Source organism: Candidatus Tisiphia endosymbiont of Myopa tessellatipennis (genome assembly GCF_964031105.1).
Taxonomy (GTDB): Bacteria; Pseudomonadota; Alphaproteobacteria; order Rickettsiales; family Rickettsiaceae; genus Tisiphia.
Map to the genome: position 1 here is coordinate 1075979 of NZ_OZ035005.1, position 23814 is coordinate 1099792.

General features: G+C 33.4%; 23 protein-coding genes and 2 pseudogenes. 15 read left to right on the plus strand and 10 right to left on the minus strand.

What is annotated here, in order from left to right; genetic code table 11:
• The first annotated feature begins 117 nt into the window (after positions 1 to 117).
• A complete protein-coding gene (locus tag AAHN03_RS05350; protein WP_342278376.1) occupies positions 118 to 786 on the plus strand; it encodes a hypothetical protein in 669 nt (222 codons plus the stop codon).
• Positions 787 to 1211: 425 nt separating this feature from the next.
• On the opposite strand, the gene AAHN03_RS05355 is transcribed toward AAHN03_RS05350, so the two are convergent.
• The 3 genes from AAHN03_RS05355 to rsmI form a co-directional block, all read right to left on the minus strand.
• Positions 1212 to 1502 (minus strand): type II toxin-antitoxin system RelE/ParE family toxin, encoded by a 291-nt coding sequence (locus tag AAHN03_RS05355; protein ID WP_342278377.1) that lies wholly within the window; start codon positions 1500 to 1502, stop codon positions 1212 to 1214.
• Positions 1502 to 1780 (minus strand): CopG family ribbon-helix-helix protein, encoded by a 279-nt coding sequence (locus AAHN03_RS05360; protein WP_342278378.1) that lies wholly within the window; start codon positions 1778 to 1780, stop codon positions 1502 to 1504. The genes AAHN03_RS05355 and AAHN03_RS05360 overlap by 1 nt, the downstream gene beginning before the upstream one ends.
• Before the next feature lie 354 nt (positions 1781 to 2134).
• Entirely contained in the window at positions 2135 to 2986 is an 852-nt protein-coding gene (gene rsmI, locus AAHN03_RS05365; protein ID WP_342278379.1) for a 16S rRNA (cytidine(1402)-2'-O)-methyltransferase, read from the minus strand.
• Between the two features lie 24 nt (positions 2987 to 3010).
• Between rsmI and AAHN03_RS05370 the strand changes: the two genes are divergently transcribed.
• The 7 genes from AAHN03_RS05370 (at position 3011) to AAHN03_RS05405 (ending at position 12948) form a co-directional block, all read left to right on the plus strand.
• Positions 3011 to 4285: a penicillin-binding protein activator gene (locus tag AAHN03_RS05370; RefSeq protein WP_342278380.1), complete on the plus strand. Its 1275-nt coding sequence runs from the start codon at positions 3011 to 3013 to the stop codon at positions 4283 to 4285.
• A gap of 98 nt (positions 4286 to 4383) precedes the next feature.
• Positions 4384 to 4659: an AbrB/MazE/SpoVT family DNA-binding domain-containing protein gene (locus AAHN03_RS05375; RefSeq protein WP_342278381.1), complete on the plus strand. Its 276-nt coding sequence runs from the start codon at positions 4384 to 4386 to the stop codon at positions 4657 to 4659.
• Between the two features lie 518 nt (positions 4660 to 5177).
• Positions 5178 to 6908, plus strand: a complete 1731-nt coding sequence (locus tag AAHN03_RS05385) for an ABC transporter permease (RefSeq protein WP_342278382.1) — start codon at positions 5178 to 5180, stop codon at positions 6906 to 6908.
• 357 nt (positions 6909 to 7265) lie between these two features.
• Positions 7266 to 8363, plus strand: a complete 1098-nt coding sequence (gene mnmA, locus AAHN03_RS05390) for a tRNA 2-thiouridine(34) synthase MnmA (RefSeq protein WP_342278383.1) — start codon at positions 7266 to 7268, stop codon at positions 8361 to 8363.
• Between the two features lie 363 nt (positions 8364 to 8726).
• Positions 8727 to 10121, plus strand: a complete 1395-nt coding sequence (locus tag AAHN03_RS05395; RefSeq protein ID WP_342278384.1) for an amino acid permease — start codon at positions 8727 to 8729, stop codon at positions 10119 to 10121.
• Positions 10122 to 10126: 5 nt separating this feature from the next.
• Complete coding sequence (hisS, locus tag AAHN03_RS05400; RefSeq protein ID WP_342278385.1) at positions 10127 to 11416, plus strand: histidine--tRNA ligase; 1290 nt, start codon at positions 10127 to 10129, stop codon at positions 11414 to 11416.
• 155 nt (positions 11417 to 11571) lie between these two features.
• A complete protein-coding gene (locus AAHN03_RS05405; protein WP_342278386.1) occupies positions 11572 to 12948 on the plus strand; it encodes an MFS transporter in 1377 nt (458 codons plus the stop codon).
• Here the strand turns inward: AAHN03_RS05405 and AAHN03_RS05410 are convergent.
• On the minus strand, positions 12851 to 13555 hold the full coding sequence (locus AAHN03_RS05410) for an HD domain-containing protein (RefSeq protein WP_342278387.1): 705 nt from the start codon (positions 13553 to 13555) through the stop codon (positions 12851 to 12853). The genes AAHN03_RS05405 and AAHN03_RS05410 overlap by 98 nt on opposite strands.
• Positions 13556 to 13743: 188 nt before the next feature.
• Between AAHN03_RS05410 and AAHN03_RS05415 the strand changes: the two genes are divergently transcribed.
• The 6 genes and pseudogenes from AAHN03_RS05415 to AAHN03_RS05440 all read left to right on the plus strand — a co-directional run bounded on the left by AAHN03_RS05415 (position 13744) and on the right by AAHN03_RS05440 (position 17987).
• A complete protein-coding gene (locus AAHN03_RS05415) occupies positions 13744 to 14475 on the plus strand; it encodes an outer membrane beta-barrel protein (protein ID WP_342278388.1) in 732 nt (243 codons plus the stop codon).
• 145 nt (positions 14476 to 14620) lie between these two features.
• Positions 14621 to 16177 (plus strand): annotated as a pseudogene (locus tag AAHN03_RS05420) (methyltransferase regulatory domain-containing protein); the annotation flags it as partial.
• Between the two features lie 421 nt (positions 16178 to 16598).
• Positions 16599 to 16970: an IS110 family transposase gene (locus AAHN03_RS05425; protein WP_342278389.1), complete on the plus strand. Its 372-nt coding sequence runs from the start codon at positions 16599 to 16601 to the stop codon at positions 16968 to 16970.
• A 13-nt stretch (positions 16971 to 16983) separates the two neighbouring features.
• Complete coding sequence (locus AAHN03_RS07695) at positions 16984 to 17409, plus strand: hypothetical protein (protein WP_410521326.1); 426 nt, start codon at positions 16984 to 16986, stop codon at positions 17407 to 17409.
• 21 nt (positions 17410 to 17430) lie between these two features.
• On the plus strand, positions 17431 to 17727 hold the full coding sequence (locus AAHN03_RS05435; RefSeq protein WP_342278391.1) for a transposase: 297 nt from the start codon (positions 17431 to 17433) through the stop codon (positions 17725 to 17727).
• Positions 17728 to 17780: 53 nt separating this feature from the next.
• Positions 17781 to 17987 carry a palindromic element RPE1 domain-containing protein gene (locus tag AAHN03_RS05440; protein WP_342278392.1) on the plus strand — a complete coding sequence of 69 codons (207 nt, stop codon included), beginning with the start codon at positions 17781 to 17783 and terminating at the stop codon, positions 17985 to 17987.
• Positions 17988 to 18009: 22 nt separating this feature from the next.
• Here AAHN03_RS05440 and secB read toward each other — a convergent pair whose 3' ends face one another.
• The 4 genes from secB to AAHN03_RS05460 all read right to left on the minus strand — a co-directional run bounded on the left by secB (position 18010) and on the right by AAHN03_RS05460 (position 20331).
• Positions 18010 to 18459, minus strand: coding sequence for a protein-export chaperone SecB (gene secB, locus AAHN03_RS05445; protein ID WP_342278393.1), 450 nt, complete (start codon positions 18457 to 18459; stop codon positions 18010 to 18012).
• Positions 18460 to 18490: 31 nt separating this feature from the next.
• Positions 18491 to 19057, minus strand: a complete 567-nt coding sequence (gene dcd, locus AAHN03_RS05450) for a dCTP deaminase (RefSeq protein ID WP_341761370.1) — start codon at positions 19055 to 19057, stop codon at positions 18491 to 18493.
• A gap of 397 nt (positions 19058 to 19454) precedes the next feature.
• A complete protein-coding gene (locus tag AAHN03_RS05455; protein WP_342278394.1) occupies positions 19455 to 19961 on the minus strand; it encodes a copper chaperone PCu(A)C in 507 nt (168 codons plus the stop codon).
• 112 nt (positions 19962 to 20073) lie between these two features.
• Positions 20074 to 20331 (minus strand): DUF2671 domain-containing protein, encoded by a 258-nt coding sequence (locus tag AAHN03_RS05460; RefSeq protein ID WP_341762470.1) that lies wholly within the window; start codon positions 20329 to 20331, stop codon positions 20074 to 20076.
• A 125-nt stretch (positions 20332 to 20456) separates the two neighbouring features.
• On the opposite strand from AAHN03_RS05460, the gene AAHN03_RS05465 reads away from it, so the two are divergent.
• A complete protein-coding gene (locus tag AAHN03_RS05465) occupies positions 20457 to 22226 on the plus strand; it encodes an ABC transporter ATP-binding protein (protein ID WP_410521327.1) in 1770 nt (589 codons plus the stop codon).
• 148 nt (positions 22227 to 22374) lie between these two features.
• Here the strand turns inward: AAHN03_RS05465 and AAHN03_RS05470 are convergent.
• Positions 22375 to 22671, minus strand: a pseudogene (locus tag AAHN03_RS05470) (transposase); the annotation flags it as partial.
• 21 nt (positions 22672 to 22692) lie between these two features.
• Positions 22693 to 23478, minus strand: coding sequence for an IS110 family transposase (locus AAHN03_RS07700; protein ID WP_410521328.1), 786 nt, complete (start codon positions 23476 to 23478; stop codon positions 22693 to 22695).
• Between the last annotated feature and the right edge of the window lie 336 nt (positions 23479 to 23814).

Sequence of the window (23814 nt, forward strand, 5' to 3'; positions counted from 1 at the left end):
AGTATAATAACTTAAAAAAAGTAATAATTATTTAAGGAGAAATTAAAATGAAAAAAAAAAGATGAGCTTGATAACGATAATAAAGAAAAGTTAAAAGATGCAGCTCTTAGATTAAGGATGTCTGAAGAGGAAGTTCTAAATAGAGTTCTAGAAGGAATATGGATAGCTTACATATTCAACCCAAAAGCCCTTGGAGGTCATCTAAAGAGAATGCAATCGGATATGACTTCATCAGAAGTATTAAAGAAGCAACTAACCGACGATTCAGGGGGCAATCTCCTCCTAAAATTTCTCCTTGGAATCATAGATTTGGTTAATAAAACACAAGAGAACTCTTCTCAACAACAGGAAGAAACGTCTAGTGCTGTTAGTTGCGAGGTGTCCAAGGATGATTCAAAAAAATCGGATGAAGTCTCAAATTCATTAACAGAAGTTATATCTATAAAACCACTAGAAACATCTAGTGCTGCTAGCTGTCAGGAGAGTACTCTTGGTGGTTGGAGTAACGATAATAAAAAACTCTTAAAAACGCTAACTGAACTATCAAACAAGTCTGAAAATGAAGTTTTAAATGAAATTTCACGAGACCTAGGGGAAGCTTTATCTAACCCTGAAGAGCTTGCAAATTATCTAACAGTAATGATAGAGAGCCTAATAATTAATGATTCTTGTACAAACGACAATCCCCCTAATGATGTAGCAGCTGGCAGTTCACATGAAATGTCTAATGTTGCTAGCTGTGCTTTAACGGGTGAAAATCTACCCTTTAACGAGGACTGCAATTAACCTCAGCTTGATGTAAAACATCGGGTTAATAGCCTAGGTGTCATCCATGCCCCTTCGGATGTCACCCACAGCTGTCGAAAGTTCAATAAACGTCATTGCGAGGAGTCGCGAAAAAGCGGCGACGCGGCAATCTAAGATACGCGAAGCGTTACTCTAAAAAACAGCTTCGCTGTTTATTTGGATCGCCACGGCATCTAACGAGCCTTGCTATGACGATTATAGAAAAATAGACTTCCTGCATAATTCTACTTTTGCTGGTAATTTGTGCGTGATACCGGTACTCTGCTCCTCACGTACATTTGAGTACGCTGCGGGTCGAGGTTTCGTGTCTCCTACAAATTCCTCAACAAAAGCGAATTCTGCAGGAAGTCTAATGTAAGGTACTAATGGTTTACAACTTTCGAAGTAGGAGAAGTATACTCAAATCATTTAAATTCCATTTCCCTATCATGTCTAATATGGACTACGTAGATGGTATCATCATATATTCGATATCGTAGTATATAACCTGATAAGCCAAATCGAATATATAAATCCCTATAATCTATTAGATTAGTCACCAGTTTACCTGTCAAAGGAAATTCTATAAGTTTGATAACTGCTTTCTTTATTGCTTCTGCTGCTCTCTTTGCAGCATTAGGATTATTTCTATCAATGAATTTTCTCAGTCGTACCAAATCTGCAATTGCTGATTCCAACCATACTAATCTTTCCATTAAGGTCTTTCCTCTTCTTTATCACTTCCCCATCTATCAAGCCACTCAGTTATTTTGTCATTTCCTAAAAATTTACCTTCCCCTGCTTCTTGCCAACGCTGTATCGTCTCTTGTTTTAATTGTTCTTCATGTTCCTCTGATTTGAGATAATTAGTAATTGCTTCCTTCATCAACCAGTGTGCTGAACGTCGCTTAATTTTACCAAGCACTTGCAACCTCTTCTTAATTTGCGGTGCAAGTTTCACGCTTACTACAATATTATCATCAGCTCTTTTCATACTCAGTCTCCTTTATAGTATTAAGTAACCGAAAGTTCGATGTAACTTGTTACATCGAACTTTCGCTAAGTATTTATAAGTAATACTATACACTACTTAATTTGTGTTTGCAACTCTCGAATTAGGAGAAGTATACAGGGTAATTTAAAAGTCGGGCTGCAAGCCTAATAAATAAAGGAAAAAGTGCTTAATATGCACTCGATGTCATTCCCGCGTAGGCGGGAATCTAAAAAAATAAGCCTGAAAGACTATTAAGTAATATAGATACCTACCTTCGCAGGGATGACATCGGTAGTGGTTAAACTTGCATCTATAGTAACTAATGATTGTGACTTTTAAATTGCCCTGTATATATTAATCACTTAAATTCTTGATTTTGTTAACTATAGAATATATTTCTTTTTTGCTGTAGCTTCTTCCAAAATTTTCATTAGCTATATCTGTGACACTTTTTGCACTCCATCCTTTAGATAAGTATAAATCTATAAATTTTTTTAAGTCATCTGCAAGAAGAGCTTTATGAGGTTCAGAAGTACCGGAAATTAGCAGTACTATTTCCCCCTTAATAATGTTCGAGTTATAGAAATTTATTACATCTTCTATTAACCCAAACTTTACTTCTTGATAAAATTTAGTAAGTTCTCGTGCTACACATACCTCCCTATTACCAAAAACAGTAAAAGCTGTATGTAGCGATTGTTCTATTCTGCTAGCAGTTTCAAAAAAAATCAAAGTTGCTTTTATATTAGATAATTCTGTAAAAATCTTCTTTTTACCTTCAATAGTTTTTGGTAAAAATCCAGCAAATAGAAAGCGATCTGATGGTAATCCAGAAATGGTTATAGAGGTAGTTAATGCCGAAACGCCCGGCACTACATCTATGTGATAATTCAGTTTCCTTAAATATCTTACTAGTTTATAACCAGGATCAGCAATTAACGGTGTTCCAGCATCAGATATTAGACTAACTATTGCTCCATTATCAATTAATGTGCGGATAAATTCTCTTTCTTGATCATCACTATGATCATTATATATTTGTAACTTAGTCTTTATATTATGTTTTGCTAGTAATTTTCTTGATATTCTAGTATCCTCACACAGTATAATTGTGGAATTTTTTAACGTTTCTAAAGCCCGGAGTGTTATATCATCTAGGTTACCAATAGGTGTTGAGACAATGTATAGCCCTAGTTTGAAGATCATAATTTAATCCTATAAGTAAGCATTATGAGTAGTATAAAAGACTTCCTGCATAAGTCAAAGAAGCTTTCGAGATTTTTAGGAGAAATGAAGCCGAGTCGAGCTGCGTACATAGACGATTGTTCGGAACGAAGGCGAGTTTCGACGACAAAATCACCAACTAGATTGACTTATGCACAAAAATTTTTAAAGGTCATCTTATCATTTATATGTCTTGTCTCTTTATTTTCTTGCCAATCTAATAAGGAGACTGTTGTTCCTAGGGCAAAAGAAGTTGCTCGGGAAACTCTAGAAGTGGCTATTTTAATGCCCCTAACAGGAGAACATTCTACATTAGGTAAGCAATACAACCAATTAATTAAAATGGGTCTAGAAGATGGCTTAAAAACTTATGTTCATGTTACTTCTTATGATGGTTCTAATGAAAAGCAGGTACTTGCTGCAATGGATAAAATACTGCTACGTAAAACAAAAATTATTCTCGGACCATTATATTCAAATCTTACTTCTCTAATTGCCAATAAAGCTAAAGCACATGATGTTATTATCATTACCATGTCTAATAATCCTGTATTGGCAGACAAAAAACTTTTTGTATTCGGTCATGCTCCGTCAAAGCAACTCATAAAAATAATTAATTACTTTGCCGATCATGATTATAAAAATTTCATTGCACTTTTACCTTCAGGTAGTCATGCACAAACTATAAACCAACTTATCCAAAATATACTAATTCAAAAAAATTCTACCTTAGTGCGGAGTGAATTTTATGCTAATATACCAGAATCAATAGAAAAGGCGGTTTTAACTGTCTCAAATAGTGTTGATAATTTAAATGAAATGGAGGATACGGCAACTAAACCTGTAATTTATCTGTCAGATGATAGTAAAAATTTAGATTTGCTTTTTGATAGTATTCATAAGCATAATTTAGATAAGAAAGCAATTATAATAGGTGATAACAGAATTGATATCGATCGTTCTGAACCTATAAGTATTATCTTCACCGGTTCATTGAATATTGTCAATAGTAATATAATAGAAAGGGCTAAAAATATAGGTATTAATCATTTGTCTTTCATGCATGCTGTAGCTTATGATCTAGGAAGGATAACATCAAAATATATAGATACCAACTTTACCGAAGAACGATTTTTAGCAGCTATTAATGGTAAAACCCCATATACTGGTATATCAGGTAATGTCTACTTCATCGATTCAATAGCTCAAAGAGAGTATGATATAATTAAGAAAGAAGATGGTCTGTATAGTACCATAGCAAAAAGCGATAACAAATTATGACTTAGACGGGGTAAATCTATCAATTTATTGCGTAATTTATCTAAATGACATATAGTAATAAATGATAAAATAACTTACACAAGTATTTGATATAAAATATGGAAAAATTAATAACAAACATGGATCAACATGGCAGAATATTGATTCCATCAGAAATAAGAGAAAGGCTTAATATACAACCGGGTGATAAAGTTAATCTAGAAGTTTATGAAAATGAGGTAAAGATAATTAATGCTAACCAAATAATAGATGAGATGCATGCAATCTTTACAAAAAACCAAAATAATAGAAAAGATTCAGTGGTAGATGATTTTATAAATAGAAAGCATGAAGAATACCAAATAGAAGAAAATAGAAGTATAAAAAATGGCTAATAAAATAGTGTTTGATTCCTCTGCTCTTATAATAGACTTCTTTCGAAACTCGCGTATGCGCAAGGGTGTGAAGGAGACGCGGAACCTCGACCCGCAGCGTACTCTAATGTACGTGAGGATTCGAGTACCGCATCGACGTACAAATCACCAGCAGAAGTAGAGTTTCGAAAGAAGTCTAATGCTATTTGCAAAAGAACTTGGATATGAATCCATAAGGCAGCATATGAAATATGCAATAATCTCAAGTGTAAATATTGCGGAAGTATACAAATACTGTATTGAAGTACAAAATTTAACAGAAGACGACTGTAGAAACCTGATAAAGCTTTCCGGTATCAAAATTATAGATTTTTGTGAAGAACAAGCATATCGCTCTTGCTACCCAATCCTCCTGAATTTACTATAGTAAACTTCGGTGCAGAGTCTAAAAATATATAATATCTTTCTTGGTTATTTTTTTAGATATTGCTACTTTCGCAGGAATGACGTAGAAGATGCTTAAGTTAAGGTTAAATTTAATGATACAGTCTATAAAATATTCAAAAAAAACTCAGTCCAATTTTATCTTCAATTTGTTAACATTTTTGATAATCGCTAGCATCCTTATCTTTATTGCTTGGGGTTTAAAGCAGATGGCAGCACCAATAACTGTATTAGAGCAGCAACCAGTAACTCTAGAATATAGTAATCTTTTTCAGTATTCTCTCAGAACGCTTTTGAGGATGCTAATTGCAGTAATTGTTTCATTAATTTTTACTTTTATTTATGCCAGCCTAGCTGTTAAAAGCAAGAAATGTGAACAAATATTAATTCCGTTACTAGATATTCTTCAATCTCTTCCTATTCTTGGATATATTTCTTTTACAGTTACAGTTTTTTTAGCTCTTTTCCCGTCAAGTATTATGGGAGCTGAATGTGCAGCGATATTTGCCATTTTTACATCGCAAGTTTGGAACATGACATTTAGTTTTTATTATTCGCTTAAGAATATCCCACAAGAATTGCATGATGCAGCATATATTTTTAGAATGTCAAAATGGAGGCAATTTTGGCAGGTCAGCGTTCCATATGCAGTGCCAAGATTAGTTTGGAATATTGTAGTATCAATATCTAGTGGATGGTTTTTCGTAGTAGCTTCAGAGGTTATCACAGTTGGCAATACCCATATAACCTTGCCTAGAATAGGATCATATATTGCTTTAGCAATTACACAGAAAGATCTTTATGCAATTAGCTCAGCAATTATGTCAATGTCACTGGTGATTATATCATATGATCAATTGCTACTTAGACCTCTAGTGGCATGGTCTGATAGATTTCGTTATGAAATGAATGCAGGTAATAACGTGCCACATTCTTGGGCATTCAATTTATTTCAAAGAAGTTTGATTATTCACAAATTATTCTCCCCTATTGCTTATATTGCAAAATTTATACTTTATCTCCCCATACTTAATCGTTATAGCGAAATAAATTCAAGTTCATCAAATAATTTTTCCAATAATACTTCGTGGAGCGATTATTTATGGTATACTGTACTGGGCGGCATAGCATGTTTTTCGGTCTATTACATATATCATTTCTTGCATTACGATATTGGTTGGTCTGAGCTATTGAACGTATTTGTTTTAGCATCAATTACTATGTTACGTGTGGTAGTACTTATAATTCTTGCGGCAATTATATGGGTACCGATTGGTATATATGTTGGACTAAATCCTAAAGTAACAGCTATTGTACAACCATTAGCACAATTTTTTGCAGCTTTTCCAGCAAACTTATTATTTCCTATTGTCTTTATAATTATTACTCGTTACGATTTAAACCCTAATATTTGGCTTAGTCCTCTGATGATTATGGGAGCTCAATGGTATATATTATTTAATGTTATAGTAGGAGCATCTACTATTCCCAATGATCTTAAAGATGCCACAAGAATTTTTAAAGTCAGTGGTTGGAATTGGTGGTTCAAAGTCATGTTACCAGCAATTACCCCATATTTTATAACAGGAGCAATAACTGCATCAGGTGGGGCATGGAATGCTAGTATTGTGGCAGAAATTATTAATTTTGGCGATCGGAAAATAGCAGCAAGCGGTATTGGAAGTTATATAGCTGAAATGACAATAAAGGCTGACTTTAATAAAATAGTCTTAGGTATGGGAGTTATGGCTCTATTTGTGGTATTGTTTAATCGTTTATTTTGGCAACCGTTAAATGAGTATTCTATTAAAAGATTTCAGCTATAATTCTATGAATCTAGAATATCCGAAAATTCTTAAAAAAGTCTATTGCATTTAGCTGTAAAGTGATTATAATATAATGTTTCGTTTAGCTAGCCTCAATTCGATATAAGGATTATTAATTCTTTATAGAATTGGCTTGTTATAAGAAAAAATGCATTCTTGAAGCGGCTTATACGAATGCATTTTAATCTATTACCGCTAATAATCTTATTTTTATATTGTATAAAAATAAGATTATTAGCAAATTAATATTTAACAATCAGGTGTAGAACCGCTTCAAACCTGATTGTTTCTATATGTATCCCTGAATTCGATGTAACTAAGTTACATCGAATTCAGGTTAGCTAGGCTAGCAATACAATGAATAATAGAATAAACAATCCATCTACGATAGTAGTTGCAATGTCTGGTGGGGTTGATAGCTCAGTAGTGGCTGCTATGCTCCATGAACAAGGTCATAAAGTCATTGGTATAACTTTACAATTATATGATCACGGTATAGCTACCAAGAAAAAAAATGCCTGTTGTGCTGGGCAGGACATTTACGATGCAAGAATGGTAGCAGATAAGTTGAACATTCCTCATTATATCTTAGACTATGAGTCTAAATTTAAAGAATCAGTAATTGATGACTTTGCTGATAGTTATATTAAAGGCGAAACACCGCTACCATGCGTAAAATGCAATCAGTCGGTTAAATTTAAAGATCTGCTAAAAGTAGCAAAAGATTTAGGGGCTGACTGTCTTGCTACTGGTCATTACGTTCGAAAAATCGAAGGTATAGGTGGGGCAGAATTACATACTGGTATTGATGCTGGAAAAGACCAAAGTTATTTTTTGTTTGCAACTACTTTGGAACAATTAAATTATCTATCTTTTCCTTTGGGAGGATTGAGCAAAGAGCAAACAAGAGATTTTGCTAGCAAATTTAATCTAAGCGTTGCCGATAAACCTGATAGTCAAGATATTTGTTTTGTACCGGATGGCGACTATAGGAAGGTAATTAGTGGTATACGAAAAAATGCTAATGAGCAAGGTAAAATAATTCATGTAGATGGCTTTGAACTTGGGACACATAATGGTATAATAAATTATACTGTAGGTCAACGTCGTGGTCTTGGCATAGCCTTTCAGACACCACTTTATGTAGTAAGAATTGATCCTACTACAAAGATTGTATATGTTGGTCCAGATTCGGCTTTAGACTCAACCGAATTTACTATTAAGGATGTTAATTGGCTTGGTAAAAAAATGACCGAACAAGAAGAAATTGATGTAAAAGTTAAGATTCGTTCGACTCGACCTGCTACCTTTGCCAAGATTAGTAAAATAAGTAATACAGAAATTAGAGTAAAGTTAATGTATGCAGAAAAATCTGTAACTCCTGGTCAAGCTTGTGTCATATATGATAATGATCGAGTCCTTGGAGGGGGATGGATTACTAGAGAGATTGTATAGATCCAATTTCAAAAAAGTCTATTTTTATAAAATAACCTCAACTATTGATGTAATAAATTAATATAGGCTCAAGTAATCATCGCCATTAGGGTGATGTCCACAACTGTCGAAAATTCAACAAACGTCATTGCGATGAGCGTTGTTAGTCCTAAACCGTCATTGCGATGAGTGCGGCAATCCATGAAGCTTGTCATATGGATTGCTTCGTTGACCTACGGTCTCCTCGCAATGACGTTTGTTGAACTTTCGACAGTTGTGGGGTGACATCGTTTTTACTACTGATAGTCTAGTGATACGATAGTAGTATAGTATTAGATTAATACACCCTTCTAGGGTTTTCTATTATTAAAATTGGAGGAATTAATGAGCTTTTTAACAAGAAAAAGTTTTGAATCAATAAAAGAACTAGGTAAGACTAGTGGTCTTAATAAAACTCTAGGAGCATTTGACTTAGTACTACTAGGGCTTGGTGCTATAATAGGCACAGGTGTATTTGTCACTACTGGTATAGTTGCTGCCAAATATTCTGGACCGGCTGTTACGTTATCATATGCTATTGCAGGTGTAACCTGTATTTTCGTTGCTCTTGCTTATACAGAACTTGCTACAATGTTACCTACTTCTGGTAGTGTGTATACTTATGCTTACGTAGCTTTTGGAGAAGTATTTGCTTGGTTAATTGGTAGTGTTATTATACTAGAACTTGGTTTTGCTGCTGGTACTGTTGCGGCCGGTTGGTCCGGATATGCTCAGGCAATATTGTCAGCAGGCGGAATATATTTACCTAAGGCTTTAACTGCTGTACCTGCCAATGGTGGTATAATAAATTTACCAGCTTTTCTTATCGTAGTATTTATCTCTTTTATTTTATATTTAGGAACAAAAGATAGTAAAAAGCTAAATGCTCTATTGGTATTTGTAAAAATGGCAGCTATATTTGCTTTTATCATATATGCTGCACCACATTTTAATGCTACGAATTGGCAGAATTTTTTACCTTTCGGCTTTAGTAATATGCTAGTTGGAGCATCTATTCTATTTTTTGCTATGACAGGTTTTGGTACGATAGCTGCTACAGCTGAAGAATGTAAAAACCCCAACCGTGATTTAATGATTGGCATTATTGGGTCACTGGTAATTTCAACAATAGTATATGTTATAATAGCTGGATTGGCTACTAGCATAGCCTCTTTTGATCAACTTAATAATGATCAACCACTTGCTTATGCACTAAGCCTAAATAACAGTAATGTTGGTTCGGCAATTGTTGCTACTGGTGCTGTTGCTGGTATGACTACAGTACTAATGATGAATATTTATGGTACGTCTCGTATCTTTTATGTAATTGCCCGAGATGGGTTACTACCTAAAAGTTTTGCCAAACTACATACTAAATATGATAGTCCTTATATTACTATCTTACTATTTTCTGCCCTTGCTGCTATATTAGGGGGATTTTGTCCAACGGAAATCCTTATACAGCTATCATCTATGGGAGCTTTAATAGATTACACGGCAGTTGCTATAATAGTTATGTTGTTTAGAATAAAAATGCCGGATGCAACAAGACCGTTTAAATGTCCTGCTGCTTTTATCATTATCCCATTTGTTTTAGTAGCTTGTCTATACTTACTAGTTATACAAATAGTTGATGGTGAGTTTAATTTAATGACTGCGGGGAAAGTACTAATATACTGGTTTGTGGCAATGTTTGTCCTATATATTTTTAGGTCATTTTTCATAAAACGAGAGGTCTAATTTGTATGAGTGATAAATTACAATCTTTACGTGGTATGAAAGACCTACTACCTGAGGATTACCTAATTCACGATTACATAATAAACACAGCCAAACATATAGGTGGGCTTTATGGTTATCAAGCCATAAGTACACCTATAATTGAATATACTAAAGTCTTTGATCGTACACTTGGAGAGACTTCTGATGTAATAAGTAAGGAAATATATAGTTTTCTTGATAAAAGTGGTAATCATATCTCTCTTAGACCGGAGTTTACGGCTGGCATTATCAGGGCTTTTATCTCTAATAACTTGCAACAAACATTACCTATTAAATTTTTTTCAAGCGGTCCAGTGTTTCGTTACGACCGACCACAAGCTGGAAGACAAAGGCAGTTCCATCAAATAAATTTTGAGTATATTGGGGGAGAAGGACCTAGCACCGATGCTGAAACTATCAAGCTTGCATTAGATATTCTTCGGACTTTAGAGATAGATAAAGATACAACTTTAGAAATAAACTCACTGGGTTGTACTGCAACTCTTGCTGTTTACCAACAACAGTTGGTAGAATATTTCAATGATTATAAGTCAGAATTATCAGAAGATAGCCAAAAGCGGCTTATCAAGAATCCAATGCGTATATTAGATTCGAAAGATGAAAATGATAAAAAAATAGTTGCAAATAGTCCACTAATATCTCAATATTATAGCAGTGATGCTACAAAATATTTTGACGATTTACTAAAATACTTAGATTTACTCAATATAAAATATATCATTAATCCAAGACTAGTAAGGGGACTTGACTATTATTGTCATACAGCTTTTGAGTTTACTACTAGCAACCTTGCTAGTCAGTCGACAGTTCTTGCTGGTGGTCGTTATGATGGCTTAAGCAAACTTATGGGAGGTCCTGAAGTAAAAGCCATTGGCTTTGCTGCTGGAATTGAACGCCTTAGCCTAATGAGAGAGTACCACATATCTAAACCTAGACCAGTATTTGTCTTTCCCATTAGCGACAATAATTTAGAATATTGCTTAATTTTAACAAATCAATTGCGTCAAAAAAATATTTCTGTTACCTTAGATAATAACGGCAAAATAGCTAAAAGAATAATACGAGCTAATCTACAAAAGGCTAAATATGCTATTTTTGTTGGTGATAATGAACAAATGAGTAATAATTTAAAATTAAAAGATCTTGATAAACAACAAGAATATCTATTGCAATTTGAACAAATTATAGAATTATTAACTCACCTTACGCATAACCCCCATGGCAATTTAAAAGTCATAGGAAAAACAGCCTAGCGTCTATTAGCGAGGAGCTGCGTCGCAGCGACGAAGCAATCTAAGAATGTGGATTGCCACGACACTCACGTGGTCTCGCTAATAGACGTCTTGCAATTTTTAAATGCTATATGTAAGGTGAATTATTAGTTAATGTAAACAAATTATAATTATATATGAGCAAATTTGTACGAGCAGATGGTAGGGTTATATATACTCAGACCAGTCTAACTAAACAACAAAAAGAAGCTATTGGATTACTCTCAATTGGCACGTTCTTAGAGTATTTTGACCTGATGCTTTATGTTCATATGGCTGTACTTCTTAATGAGCTTTTTTTTCCGAAATATGATCCTCACACTACTTCTCTTCTTTCTGCCATCGCTTTTTGTTCTACATTTGTTGCTCGACCAGTTGGAGCCTTGTTATTTGGCTGGATAGGTGATAATATAGGTCGTAAATCCACTGTTATCATAACAACTTCTATGATGGCTATTTCTTGCGTTGTTATGGCTAATTTACCCACTTATGCACAAATTGGCGTCACTGCTGCTTGGTTAGTTACTATATGTCGTATCGTTCAGGGCATATCTTCTATGGGGGAAGTAATAGGAGCAGAACTCTATGTTACTGAAATAACGAAACCTCCTGTGCAATATCCAGCTGTTTCGTTAATTGGAATTTCCAGTAGCTTAGGTGGAATGTTTGCTTTAGCTATTGCCTATTTGGTTACTAGAAATGGTTTTAATTGGCGTATTGCTTTTTGGGTTGGGGCTGGCATTGCCTTAGTGGGTGTTGTAGCTAGGACGAATCTTAGGGAAACCCCAGAATTTGTCGATGCTAAACGTTATTTAAAAAGAATTTTAGATAATGTTTCAAATAAGGTGAGCATAGATAAAAAACATGTGGAAAGTCATCCAATTTATAATGAAAAATCTAACCCAAAAACATTGTTGACTTTGTTTATGATGAATTGTACACGACCATTTTGCTTTTACTTTACTTATATTTATTGTGGTAATATCCTTAAAAATTCCTTTGGTTATAGTGCTGAGCAAATTATTCATCAAAATTTTACCGTCTCTATAATACAATTATTAGGTATATGCTTGCTGGCATATTTAAGCTATATTATTTATCCTTTAAAAATCCTTAAAGTAATAACATATATGTTTCTTATTTTCATATTGTTTCTCCCATATTTATTGAATAATATTAGAAATCCTTTTGACTTATTTTTAATCCAATCATTTACTATGTTCTTTGTTATTGCCCCTGTCGCAGCAATTACTTATAAGCATTTTCCTATCTTTAAACGCTTTACCTCCGTTAGTTTTATATTTGCTTTATCACGTGCCTTAATGTATGTTATTACTTCTTTTGGGGCTGTTTATTTGGTAGAATATTTAGGTAATTGGGGATTATTAATAATATTACTTCCAACAACTATAGGGTTTATAGTTGGTCTATATCATTTTGAAAAATTGGAGAAAGAAGCTGGGAATTATCCACAAAAGTCTGATATAGATTATGTTGGACGCACTGTGGTATAGATAAATTTTGATAACATAATGCAACTAAATTTTGTGGTATTGCTGGTATTTTTAAATGCATAGCAACAATTATAAACTCTTCCATAGTTTCCTTGATGATTTTTTTCATTTTCTCTAGCGATTTAGCTCCTAGAGTCTGTAAGTTATGCTTTCTATCAAATAATTTAATCAATGCTACATCATATTTTTTTTGTCTATATAACGATTCCATAATTTCCGCCGAGCTAATCTTCCCGTGAGGCTTGTTCCTGCTTAAGTCTTCTACTTGACTAGCAACCTGCTCTCCAAAAATATAGGCAATCATTTTTTCGGTAAGTGTAGTGTCTTCGATGGTGTCGTGTAATATGCTGGTAACAATAATGTCAGTGCGGAAAAGATAATCAGAGATCATATACGCCACCTCTATTGGGTGAGAGTAATAAGGCTCGCCTGACTGCCTCATTTGGCTGCCATGATATTTCTTGGCATAATAAATAGCCTTTATAACCTCATCAATATCTATTGGTCTATTTACTTCCTCATTCATCTTACGTAATTTGTCCAGTAACCTAGTAGCATATTGACAAGGTGCATACTTTGAGTTGTCCCAATAATTACTATCTTCCATAAAAACCATAATATTTTAAATCACTATACAAGTTAAACTAAAAATTAGAATATTACTAGGAGTTTATTGTATTTTTTTGAAAAAGATAAATATTTATACCAATTTCCAAAATTACTAATAAAAATTTTTATATTGACCTGCCTATAGATAATTATATAATCCACGCTTTCAATAAGTATAAAATTATAATGAATAAATTACCGAAAATATTATCTATAATATATATATATTCATTATTTTTTGCCAATGCTCAGGCAGAAGAGATTAATGCTGATCAGAGATTTTTTTATATTGGGACGGAAGCTGGAATAGTAGAGCCGGTGGTGAAAAAATTTCGCCATAATTCCGGCACTGGTTTTACCTTAAAAAGGTCTAAGATGTATAGTGGTAAGATTGGTTATAGCTTCTATCCGCAAATGGCAATTGAGCTTTCGGTAACACACCAACCAAAATACCGACTACATTATGTTTTACCACAAAAAGAACTAGCTCCCTCTCTAATTATACCACAAACTCTAGGGATCACTAAGGTAATTTCCAATATATATATGATTAATTTAGTATATGATCTCGATAAAGTGCAGGAAATAACTCCTTTTGTTATATTAGGTGCTGGGGTGGCACGGGTAAAAGTTAGCTCTGCTTCTTCTCATTGGGATTTAATGAATGTAGAGTATTTTAGAATTAAAACAACTCGTAGTAATTGTTTTGCTTGGCAAGTGGGTCTTGGATTTTCTAAGGAGTTATCTAGCAATTTTAGCATTGATGCAGCAGTAAAATTACAAGCTGCTCATTCAATAAAGATTAACTATGCTACTTTGGATATGAAAACCCAGCAATTTATACCAGCCACTCCTATTAAAAAAACCATAGGGGTTGGAGAATTTGGTATAGGATTTACTTATAAGTTACCAATTTAATGCAAGAAGACTATTAGTGTATTGAATTTTTTAGTGTATACTAGTAAAAATTTAAAGAATTGACAACAAAATACGGTGTTATCCGTGTTTTGTTTTACGTTATGGAGAATATATGACCACTAATTTAGAACTCACCTCAGCACCTCATAATACATACGATGAAGTGCCTTACGAAAGTTATCCGTACGCCTTAACCAATCCATATCACCTACGGACGCTTGCTGTTTTATTTGGGATGAAACCAACAGCAATTGAAACTGCACGAGTTCTAGAGCTAGGATGTGCTGCAGGCGGGAATTTAATACCTCATGCTGTTAATTATCCTAAAGCACATTTTGTTGGAGTTGATCTATCTAAAGTGCAAATAGATGAGGCTAATAAACATAAAGAAGGATTAGCTCTTAAAAATATAGAATTCCGACATTGTTCTATTACAGATATTGATGAATCATTTGGTAAATTTGATTACATAATTACTCATGGAGTAATCTCTTGGGTACCAAAATTTGTTCAGGATAAGATTTTTGAAGTAAGTAGTAAAAATTTATCAGAGAATGGAATCGCGTATATTAGTTATAATACACTACCTGGTTGGAATATGGTTCGTACCATAAGAGATATGATGCTTTATCACTCAAATACATTTAATAACATTCAAGATAAAATTGCTCAATCTAGATTGTTACTTGAATTTGTTAAGGATAGCTTAGAAACTTCCGACTCTCCTTATGCTCAAGTGTTAAAATCTGAAGCCAGTTTGCTTGCCAAACAAAATGATCATTATTTGCGTCATGACCATCTAGAAGAAGATAATGTACAATATTATTTTCATGAATTTATGGATGAGGCTAAAAAAAATAATCTACAATATCTGTCTGATTGTAGTATAGCTAGCGTGTATTTAGGAAATATGCCGGCAAAAGTGGTGGAGAAATTACAAGCAATAAATGATATTGTTAGAACCGAACAATATATGGATTTCATTACCAATCGTCGATTTAGATCAACCTTACTTTGCCATAATAGTGTTAAATTAAATAGATCTATCAATAATGAGGATATTAATAAATTTAATATGACATTTAATATAGTACCAGAAAAGCCTCTTGTTGATATAGATCTTAATTCACTTGAAACAGAGAAGTTTTTTTATAATGGTAATAAGGATAGTAGTTTATCAACATCTTCTCCTTATATGAAAGCAATACTCTATACTTTCTCTGAGAATATCAATAACCCAATGAGTTTTGATAAAATTGCCGTGAGTAGCAATAAAAAATTACATGGAACAAAATTGAATGAAATAAAGGCTGAGTTCTTAGCTAATGCCATGAAATTAGTATTGCAAGGATATATTAATATAACGTTACAGGTAACTCGAAAAGAAGTAGATATTAATAAACCTAAAACATCAAAGCTTATTGCATATCAGGTAGCTCATACACCCAATATGTGGGTGACAAACCAAAGACATGAGGTGGTAGCTATTAACCTTTTTGAAAAATTTGCTCTGCAATATATGGACGGTAAGCATGATAATAAGCAAATAATTGAATCTGTCATGCAGCATGTTAATTCTGGTGAGATGACATTAAGCCGTGACGGTAAAAAAATAGAGAATATTGATGAAGTCAGTAAAGAATTAGAAACATTCTTGCAACCTACACTAACTAGATTCGTGACTAATGCTCTGCTGATTTAAAGATAAGATATACTCTAAAACAGAAAATCAAGAATTGCGTCGTACCCCAATTTGGGATAAGAATTAGTTCATTCTTATCCTGAATGGGCTTTAATATTAGTAAATACACCTTCTCTACACGTCTATTAGCGAGAAGACCGTAAGGTCACGAAGCAATTATAAGTTAAAAGTATGATATAATAGATATTGAAGTCAATGTAAATAATGATTTATACTGACTTATAAGGGGGTATTACAGCGATAGTCATTAATAATATAAATGACTATCGCTGTGCAGGCGTGAGCGACCGTGAAGCAATTGGTTTTAAGATCGTATAGATCCTAGTACTCTAGCCCAAATCCCCGAGACGTTTGAATAGTTGATTGGGATGCCTTTGCACGCCCGCTTACAATCGTAAACATTAAAAGTCTTCGAGGTATTATGCTATTATACAATAATTTTACCGGTCTTGATATAGGAAAATTCAATTTTGTTGTTGCTATTCATGGAAAAAAAGAAACTAAAGAATATAATAACAACTCTAATGGAATAGCTGATTTTATCAAGGATTACAAAAAAGAGATTAGTTCTGCATTGTGTGTTTTAGAAACTACTGGTGGATATGAAATAGAACTATTACTAACGCTTTGCAATCAGGGTTTTGCTGTACATAGAGCCAATACTCGTAAAGTTAAAAACTTTATTAGGTCTTTTGGTAATGCAGCTAAAACTGACAGTCTTGACGCTAAAGCTCTAGCACTTTATGGTTTTGAACGATCAGAAAGATTAGAGCTATTTATAAGTACAATCTAAGCAAGCTTTAAACTTGTATGAATTAGTAGGACGTAGGAACGATCTTAAACAAATGTTAATTGCAGAAAAAAATAGGTTTCAGTCCCCGAGAGCTGATTTAATCAAGTCTAGTTGCGTTAAAATGATCGAAGTACTAGAAGAGCAAATTGCATCTATTACTAAAGAAATAGACGACTTAATAGCAAAAGATAAACTCTTGTTAATAGCAAAAGATAAACTCTTGCAGGCTAAGAAAGAGACTCTGCAAACTATTAGTGGTATAGGCACAGTAGTATCTAATGAGCTTATAGCTTTGTTACCTGAACTTGGTACATTAGACTTCTTTCGAAACTCTACTTCTGCTGGTGATTTGTACGTCGATGCGGTACTCGAATCCTCACGTACATTAGAGTACGCTGCGGTTCTGCGTTCCGCGTCTCCTTCAAATCCCTCAGCATAAGCGAGTTTCGAAAGAAGTCTATTGAACCGCAAACAAATAGCATCATTAGTAGGTGTTGCACCAATATCTAATGATAGCGGTAGATATAGCGGATATAGACATACAGGACATGGTCGAAATTTTGTTAGACCTATGTTGTTTGTAGCTGCTATGGCTGCTAGAAATTCTAACTCTGAACTGAAGGTATTTTATGAAAAATTGATCAATAGAGGAAAAAAGAAAATGGTGGCGATGGTAGCATTAATGCGTAAAATCATTGTGATTGCAAACGCTAAGTTACGTGATTTAACTAGCTCTGCACAAGCAATAAAAATTTAAACCAAATTTATTTAAATTTTTATTGCGAACATAGTTGATCTAATGAATGTGGATTGCTACTACACTCACGTGGTCTCGCTAATAGACGTCTTGTACTTTTCTACAATAGACTTCTTTCGAAACTCGCTTATGCTGAGGGATTTGAAGGAGACGCGGAACGCAGAACCGCAGCGTACTCTAATGTATGTGAGGATTCGAGTACCGCATCGACGTACAAATCACCAGCAGAAGTAGAGTTTCGAAAGAAGTCTAATTTTTAAATGCTATACGTAAGGTGAATGGTTAATTATCATTTTCTTGCATTTTTTTATGATATAAAGTACCAAAATCAATCGGGTCAATCATCAATGGTTGGAAACCACCATCCTGAGTGACATCAGCAATAATTTTTCTAGCAAATGGGAAAATCATTGCTGGACAATGAATTGCTAGTATTATTTGGTGTTGATCTTCCTCTATATTAATTAAATTAAAAACCCCTGCATATTTTAAGTCCACTATAAATAGTCTATGCTTTTCACTCATTGCTTTAGCTTCTATACTTAATTCTACCTCATAAAAATTCTCTTCAGGTAAATTAGAAATATTGAGGTCTAGGAATAAGTCAATTTGTGGATTACGTTCCAAAGATACTAAAGATCTCGGAGCGTCTGGATTTTCAAAAGACAAATCCTTTATGTATTGTGCATTAACAGCGATATGAGGCATTTCTTTTTGGTTAGTATCTTTCATAATAATATAGTCCTTTTTTACATTTTAAATTTTAAGTTATTGGAAGGGTAACACCTTTTTGTTTCATATATTTCCCATAACGATCGGCATAAGATATATTACAAGTTTGATCACCTTTTAAAAACAAAAATTGACATGCTCCTTCATTAGCATAAATTCTTGCTGGCAGTGGGGTAGTATTGGAAAACTCTAATGTTACATGCCCTTCCCATTCCGGTTCTAACGGCGTTACGTTAACAATTATACCACATCTTGCATAGGTTGATTTGCCAACACAGATAACTAGCACATCTCTTGGAATTTTAAAATACTCAATTGTTCTTGCTAAGGCAAAACTGTTTGGTGGAATAACACAAACATCAACCTCTCTGTCTACTAAACTATATTCATCAAAATTTTTTGGATCAACTATTGCCGAATTAATATTAGTAAATATTTTAAATTCCTTCGAGACTCTTGCATCATAACCGTATGAAGATAAACCATAAGAAATAATTCTCTCTGAATTATTCAATCTAACCTGCGTATCAGTAAAAGGTGCAATCATATCGTGTTCTATACACATTTTTCTTATCCAATTATCAGACATAATGGTCATATATAATTACACATACTATGTTTAAATTACCGAATATAAATGATATAGTTAAAAATTAAAAGTACTAAAACTTTAATTAGCAGGGCAGCCTCATTAAAATATTTATATATTCTTCTGCTTTAAATAATTAGTTTCGCAAAACTGTAGGAGATTCGCGTATATACTCAAATGATTTGAAGAATTGAATTTGAAAATGAATGGTGAGCATGCGAATCCATGACATTTTCAAAAAACAATTCGTAGGAGCAGAAGAGTATACTCGGATGATCTAAAGAATGGGAACAACAAACAAGGAATGCTTTGCCAGCGTAGGATGACATCTAGACTATTACCGATACTAGAGTTAACGATAGCTGGCATATAAGGCAAATATCCATTACATTATAAGAACGACTAACTACTTTGTTTTTACTTCTACTTGAACAACTTTCTGAAGCCCATTATCGAAATATAAGAATAAATCAAAGTTATCACCAACTTTTAGTATAGTTTTTAGATCCAAGAGCATAATATGCATACCACCCGGTTGTAAAATAGCACTACTTTTAGCTGGGATGACTAGCTTATCGAGTTTTACCATTTTACTAACCCCTTTTTCATCAACAAAACTTTTATGTAATTCAACCTTGTTAGCTATATCTGAAGAAACATTTACCAAATTGTAATCGAGGTCAGAGTCATTAAAAATCTCAAAATATATTGCAGAATTATTATTTTTGCTAGCAGTAGCAGAAGGTCTTGCCCAAGCATTTAGTATTGTAACAGGTGCAGTTAATGCAGTAGGAGCTGATGCTTCTAATGATGCTGCTGGATTGTTATTACTTGGTGTGGTAGTTGCAAAACATATTGATAGACTAAAATATAAAGTAACAGCAATGAAGGTTACTATGTTCTTAAGTAGCATATTATTACCATAAATTAAATTAATTACACAATCGATTCACTTAATTATATAACATATTATACATACACTAAGTATATTTTGCAAAAAAATAATATATTTATAGTGTATAATGCTAACTTTGGCTTACTTTAACAAATCTTTGTTTAAAAGAATCCCAATGATAGTGAACATTTACTGTTTTAATTTCTGTAACTGTAATATCTCCATTAGGTAACTGGGCAACATCAAAGCCTTTTTGTATAGATTCGGTAATTAGAGTCGCTGATTGACAAATATACCTAACATTAAAAAAGGGATTATTATCAGTATCTAATGAGCTTGTAGTGTTCTTAGTTGGGGTATTCAAAATAGGTGCGTTTTTTTCTTTCATTCTAAACAACTTCAGATATTCTGTACGTTTTTATAACAGTTTAGTAATAAGGTGGCAAGAGTTTGTTGTTAGATTAATTTAGGTTATTTAGTCTAATTAGTTTTTTTTGTAATGAGGTGTGTGCTGTGTTAGAAGGTTTTGATTTTTCAAAGTCTGCAATAAGGTTATTTTTCTATTTTTTAAAGAAAAGAAGAATTAAACTAACTATTTTAGGGGTGTTATGCATAATACGGGGAATGATACCAGCTATTGATAGTGTGTTGCTACAAAAAATTATAAATTTGATTGAGTCTTTTTCTAATGAAACAGTTAAAGACCTACCTTCCTCCATGTTGTTTTGGGCAATAATATATGCATTTTGGTGGGTATGTGTAAATACTATGTGGCGAATTTATGATTATATTTATCTAAAAACCATGCCATATATCAAAGCTCAGATATTAGACGAAATGTATAATTACACTCAGTATCATAATCATAGATTTTTTCAAGAAAACCTTACTGGTCATATTACCAATCGTATTACTGAAGGGGCTAGATCTTTTGAAATGGTTTTGTCTTCATTTGGAGAGAAAATTCTATACAAACTAGCTATAATTGTTTTTGCTCTTGGAACAATGTACTGGGTACATCAAATATTTGCTACTATATTCCTTATACATATTTGTGTTTTTGTAGGGACTAGCGTTATCTGTTCAAGTACAATAAACAAATATTCAGTAAATTATGCACGAAGCAAATCAATAGTTGCTGGCAGTATTGTTGATGCAATTGCAAATATTGGTGCAATACGGATGTTTACTTCTCATAAATTTGAACGTCAGAATCTAGAAGTAAGGATAGATGATGCTGTAGTTAATGAACAAATTATGCAACTCTTTATGTTTAAGCTACGTATTGTACTAGGCATAGCTTGTTCTATAATGATTTTTATAATGGTTTATTATCTAGCTCAACTTCGTAGTCAAATGCAAATAACTATAGGAGATTGCGTGTTGATACTTACTTTATCTATAACGGTTAGTAGTGAAATTTGGGATCTAACGCAGGAAGTAGGAGATATGTTCGAAGAGTTTGGTTCTTTTAATCAAAGTGTATCATTAATGAAACCTCATATTATAGAAGATATTGAGAATGCCCATCTTCTAAAGGTTACAAAAGGTGAGATAATATTTAAAAATGTTAGTTTTAAATATTATCATAATAATAATTTATTTGAGAATAAATCCGTTACAATTTTGAGTCAACAAAGGGTCGGATTAGTAGGGTTTTCTGGTTCAGGAAAAACAACTTTTATTAATCTTATTACACGGTTGCACGATATAGACCAAGGAGAAATTCTAATTGATGGGCAAAATATTAGATATGTAACTCAAGACTCTTTACGAGAAAATATTAGTATAATACCGCAAGAACCAATCCTATTTCATAGGACAGTCATGGATAATATTAGATATGGAAAAAAAGATGCTAGCTTAGAAGAGATAATAGAGGCAGCAAAACTAGCTCATATACATGAATTTATTGAGAGCCTAACAGAAGGATACCAAAGCTTATGTGGTGAAAGGGGTAATAACTTGTCAGGTGGTCAGAGGCAGAGAATAATAATAGCACGGGCAATATTAAAGAATGCTCCAATATTAATTCTTGATGAAGCAACAAGTAGTCTAGATAGTAAGACTGAGGAGTTGATACAAGATTCTCTATATTACTTAATGGAAAATAAAACTGTATTAGTTATAGCTCATAGATTATCAACTTTGTTGAATATGGATAGAATTTTGGTTTTTAATGAAGGTAGCATAGTTGAAGATGGACAACATGAGGAATTACTAAAAAACAGTAAATTGTACAAAAAACTATGGAAATCACAAGTAAAAGGCTTAATAATTTAAAGAAATTGCTGATTATTTCACCTTACGTATAGCATTTAAAAATTGTAGAAAAGTACAAGACGTCTATTAGCGAGACCACGTGAGTGTAGTAGCAATCCACATTCATTAGATCAACTATGTTCGCAATAAAAATTTAAATAAATTTGGTTTAAATTTTTATTGCTTGTGCAGAGCTAGTTAAATCACGTAACTTAGCGTTTGCAATCACAATGATTTTACGCATTAATGCTACCATCGCCACCATTTTCTTTTTTCCTCTATTGATCAATTTTTCATAAAATACCTTCAGTTCAGAGTTAGAATTTCTAGCAGCCATAGCAGCTACAAACAACATAGGTCTAACAAAATTTCGACCATGTCCTGTATGTCTATATCCGCTATATCTACCGCTATCATTAGATATTGGTGCAACACCTACTAATGATGCTATTTGTTTGCGGTTCAATAGACTTCTTTCGAAACTCGCTTATGCTGAGGGATTTGAAGGAGACGCGGAACGCAGAACCGCAGCGTACTCTAATGTACGTGAGGATTCGAGTACCGCATCGACGTACAAATCACCAGCAGAAGTAGAGTTTCGAAAGAAGTCTAATGTACCAAGTTCAGGTAACAAAGCTATAAGCTCATTAGATACTACTGTGCCTATACCACTAATAGTTTGCAGAGTCTCTTTCTTAGCTTGCAAGAGCTTATCTTTTGCTATTAAGTCATCTATTTCTTTAGTAATAGATGCAATTTGCTCTTCTAGTACTTCGATCATTTTAACACAACTAGACTTGATTAAATCAGCTCTCGGGGACTGAAACCTATTTTTTTCTGCAATCAACATTTGTTTAAGATCGTTCCTACGTCCTACTAATTCATACAAGTTTAAAGCTTGCTTAGATTGTACTTTAAATAGCTCTAATCTTTCTGATCGTTCAAAACCATAAAGTGCTAGAGCTTTAGCGTCAAGACTGTCAGTTTTAGCTGCATTACCAAAAGACCTAATAAAGTTTTTAACTTTACGAGTATTGGCTCTATGTACAGCAAAACCCTGATTGCAAAGCGTTAGTAATAGTTCCATTTCATATCCACCAGTAGTTTCTAAAACACACAATGCAGAACTAATCTCTTTTTTGTAATCCTTGATAAAATCAGCTATTCCATTAGAGTTGTTATTATATTCTTTAGTTTCTTTTTTTCCATGAATAGCAACAACAAAATTGAATTTTCCTATATCAAGACCGATAAAATTATTGTATAATAGCATAATACCTCGAAGACTTTTAATGTTTACGATTGTAAGCGGGCGTGCAAAGGCATCCCAATCAACTATTCAAACGTCTCGGGGATTTGGGCTAGAGTACCAGGATCTATACGATCTTAAAACCAATTGCTTCACGGTCGCTCACGCCTGCACAGCGATAGTCATTTAGTATTATTAATGACTATCGCTGTAATACCCCCTTATAAGTCAGTATAAATCATTATTTACATTGACTTCAATATCTATTATATCATACTTTTAACTTACAATTGCTTCGTCGTCGCAAAGCAGCTCTTCGCTAATAGGTGCTAGGCTGTTTTTCCTATGACTTTTAAATTG

Coding starts and splice junctions, on each gene's coding strand:
- AAHN03_RS05350 (WP_342278376.1), top strand. CDS start 118: ATGTCTGAAGAGGAAGTTCTAAATAGAGTTCTAGAAGGAATATGGATA.
- AAHN03_RS05355 (WP_342278377.1), bottom strand. CDS start 1,502: ATGGAAAGATTAGTATGGTTGGAATCAGCAATTGCAGATTTGGTACGA.
- AAHN03_RS05360 (WP_342278378.1), bottom strand. CDS start 1,780: ATGAAAAGAGCTGATGATAATATTGTAGTAAGCGTGAAACTTGCACCG.
- rsmI (WP_342278379.1), bottom strand. CDS start 2,986: ATGATCTTCAAACTAGGGCTATACATTGTCTCAACACCTATTGGTAAC.
- AAHN03_RS05370 (WP_342278380.1), top strand. CDS start 3,011: ATGAGTAGTATAAAAGACTTCCTGCATAAGTCAAAGAAGCTTTCGAGA.
- AAHN03_RS05375 (WP_342278381.1), top strand. CDS start 4,384: ATGGAAAAATTAATAACAAACATGGATCAACATGGCAGAATATTGATT.
- AAHN03_RS05385 (WP_342278382.1), top strand. CDS start 5,178: ATGATACAGTCTATAAAATATTCAAAAAAAACTCAGTCCAATTTTATC.
- mnmA (WP_342278383.1), top strand. CDS start 7,266: ATGAATAATAGAATAAACAATCCATCTACGATAGTAGTTGCAATGTCT.
- AAHN03_RS05395 (WP_342278384.1), top strand. CDS start 8,727: ATGAGCTTTTTAACAAGAAAAAGTTTTGAATCAATAAAAGAACTAGGT.
- hisS (WP_342278385.1), top strand. CDS start 10,127: ATGAGTGATAAATTACAATCTTTACGTGGTATGAAAGACCTACTACCT.
- AAHN03_RS05405 (WP_342278386.1), top strand. CDS start 11,572: ATGAGCAAATTTGTACGAGCAGATGGTAGGGTTATATATACTCAGACC.
- AAHN03_RS05410 (WP_342278387.1), bottom strand. CDS start 13,555: ATGGAAGATAGTAATTATTGGGACAACTCAAAGTATGCACCTTGTCAA.
- AAHN03_RS05415 (WP_342278388.1), top strand. CDS start 13,744: ATGAATAAATTACCGAAAATATTATCTATAATATATATATATTCATTA.
- AAHN03_RS05425 (WP_342278389.1), top strand. CDS start 16,599: ATGCTATTATACAATAATTTTACCGGTCTTGATATAGGAAAATTCAAT.
- secB (WP_342278393.1), bottom strand. CDS start 18,459: ATGAAAGATACTAACCAAAAAGAAATGCCTCATATCGCTGTTAATGCA.
- dcd (WP_341761370.1), bottom strand. CDS start 19,057: ATGACCATTATGTCTGATAATTGGATAAGAAAAATGTGTATAGAACAC.
- AAHN03_RS05455 (WP_342278394.1), bottom strand. CDS start 19,961: ATGCTACTTAAGAACATAGTAACCTTCATTGCTGTTACTTTATATTTT.
- AAHN03_RS05460 (WP_341762470.1), bottom strand. CDS start 20,331: ATGAAAGAAAAAAACGCACCTATTTTGAATACCCCAACTAAGAACACT.
- AAHN03_RS07700 (WP_410521328.1), bottom strand. CDS start 23,478: ATGCTATTATACAATAATTTTATCGGTCTTGATATAGGAAAATTCAAT.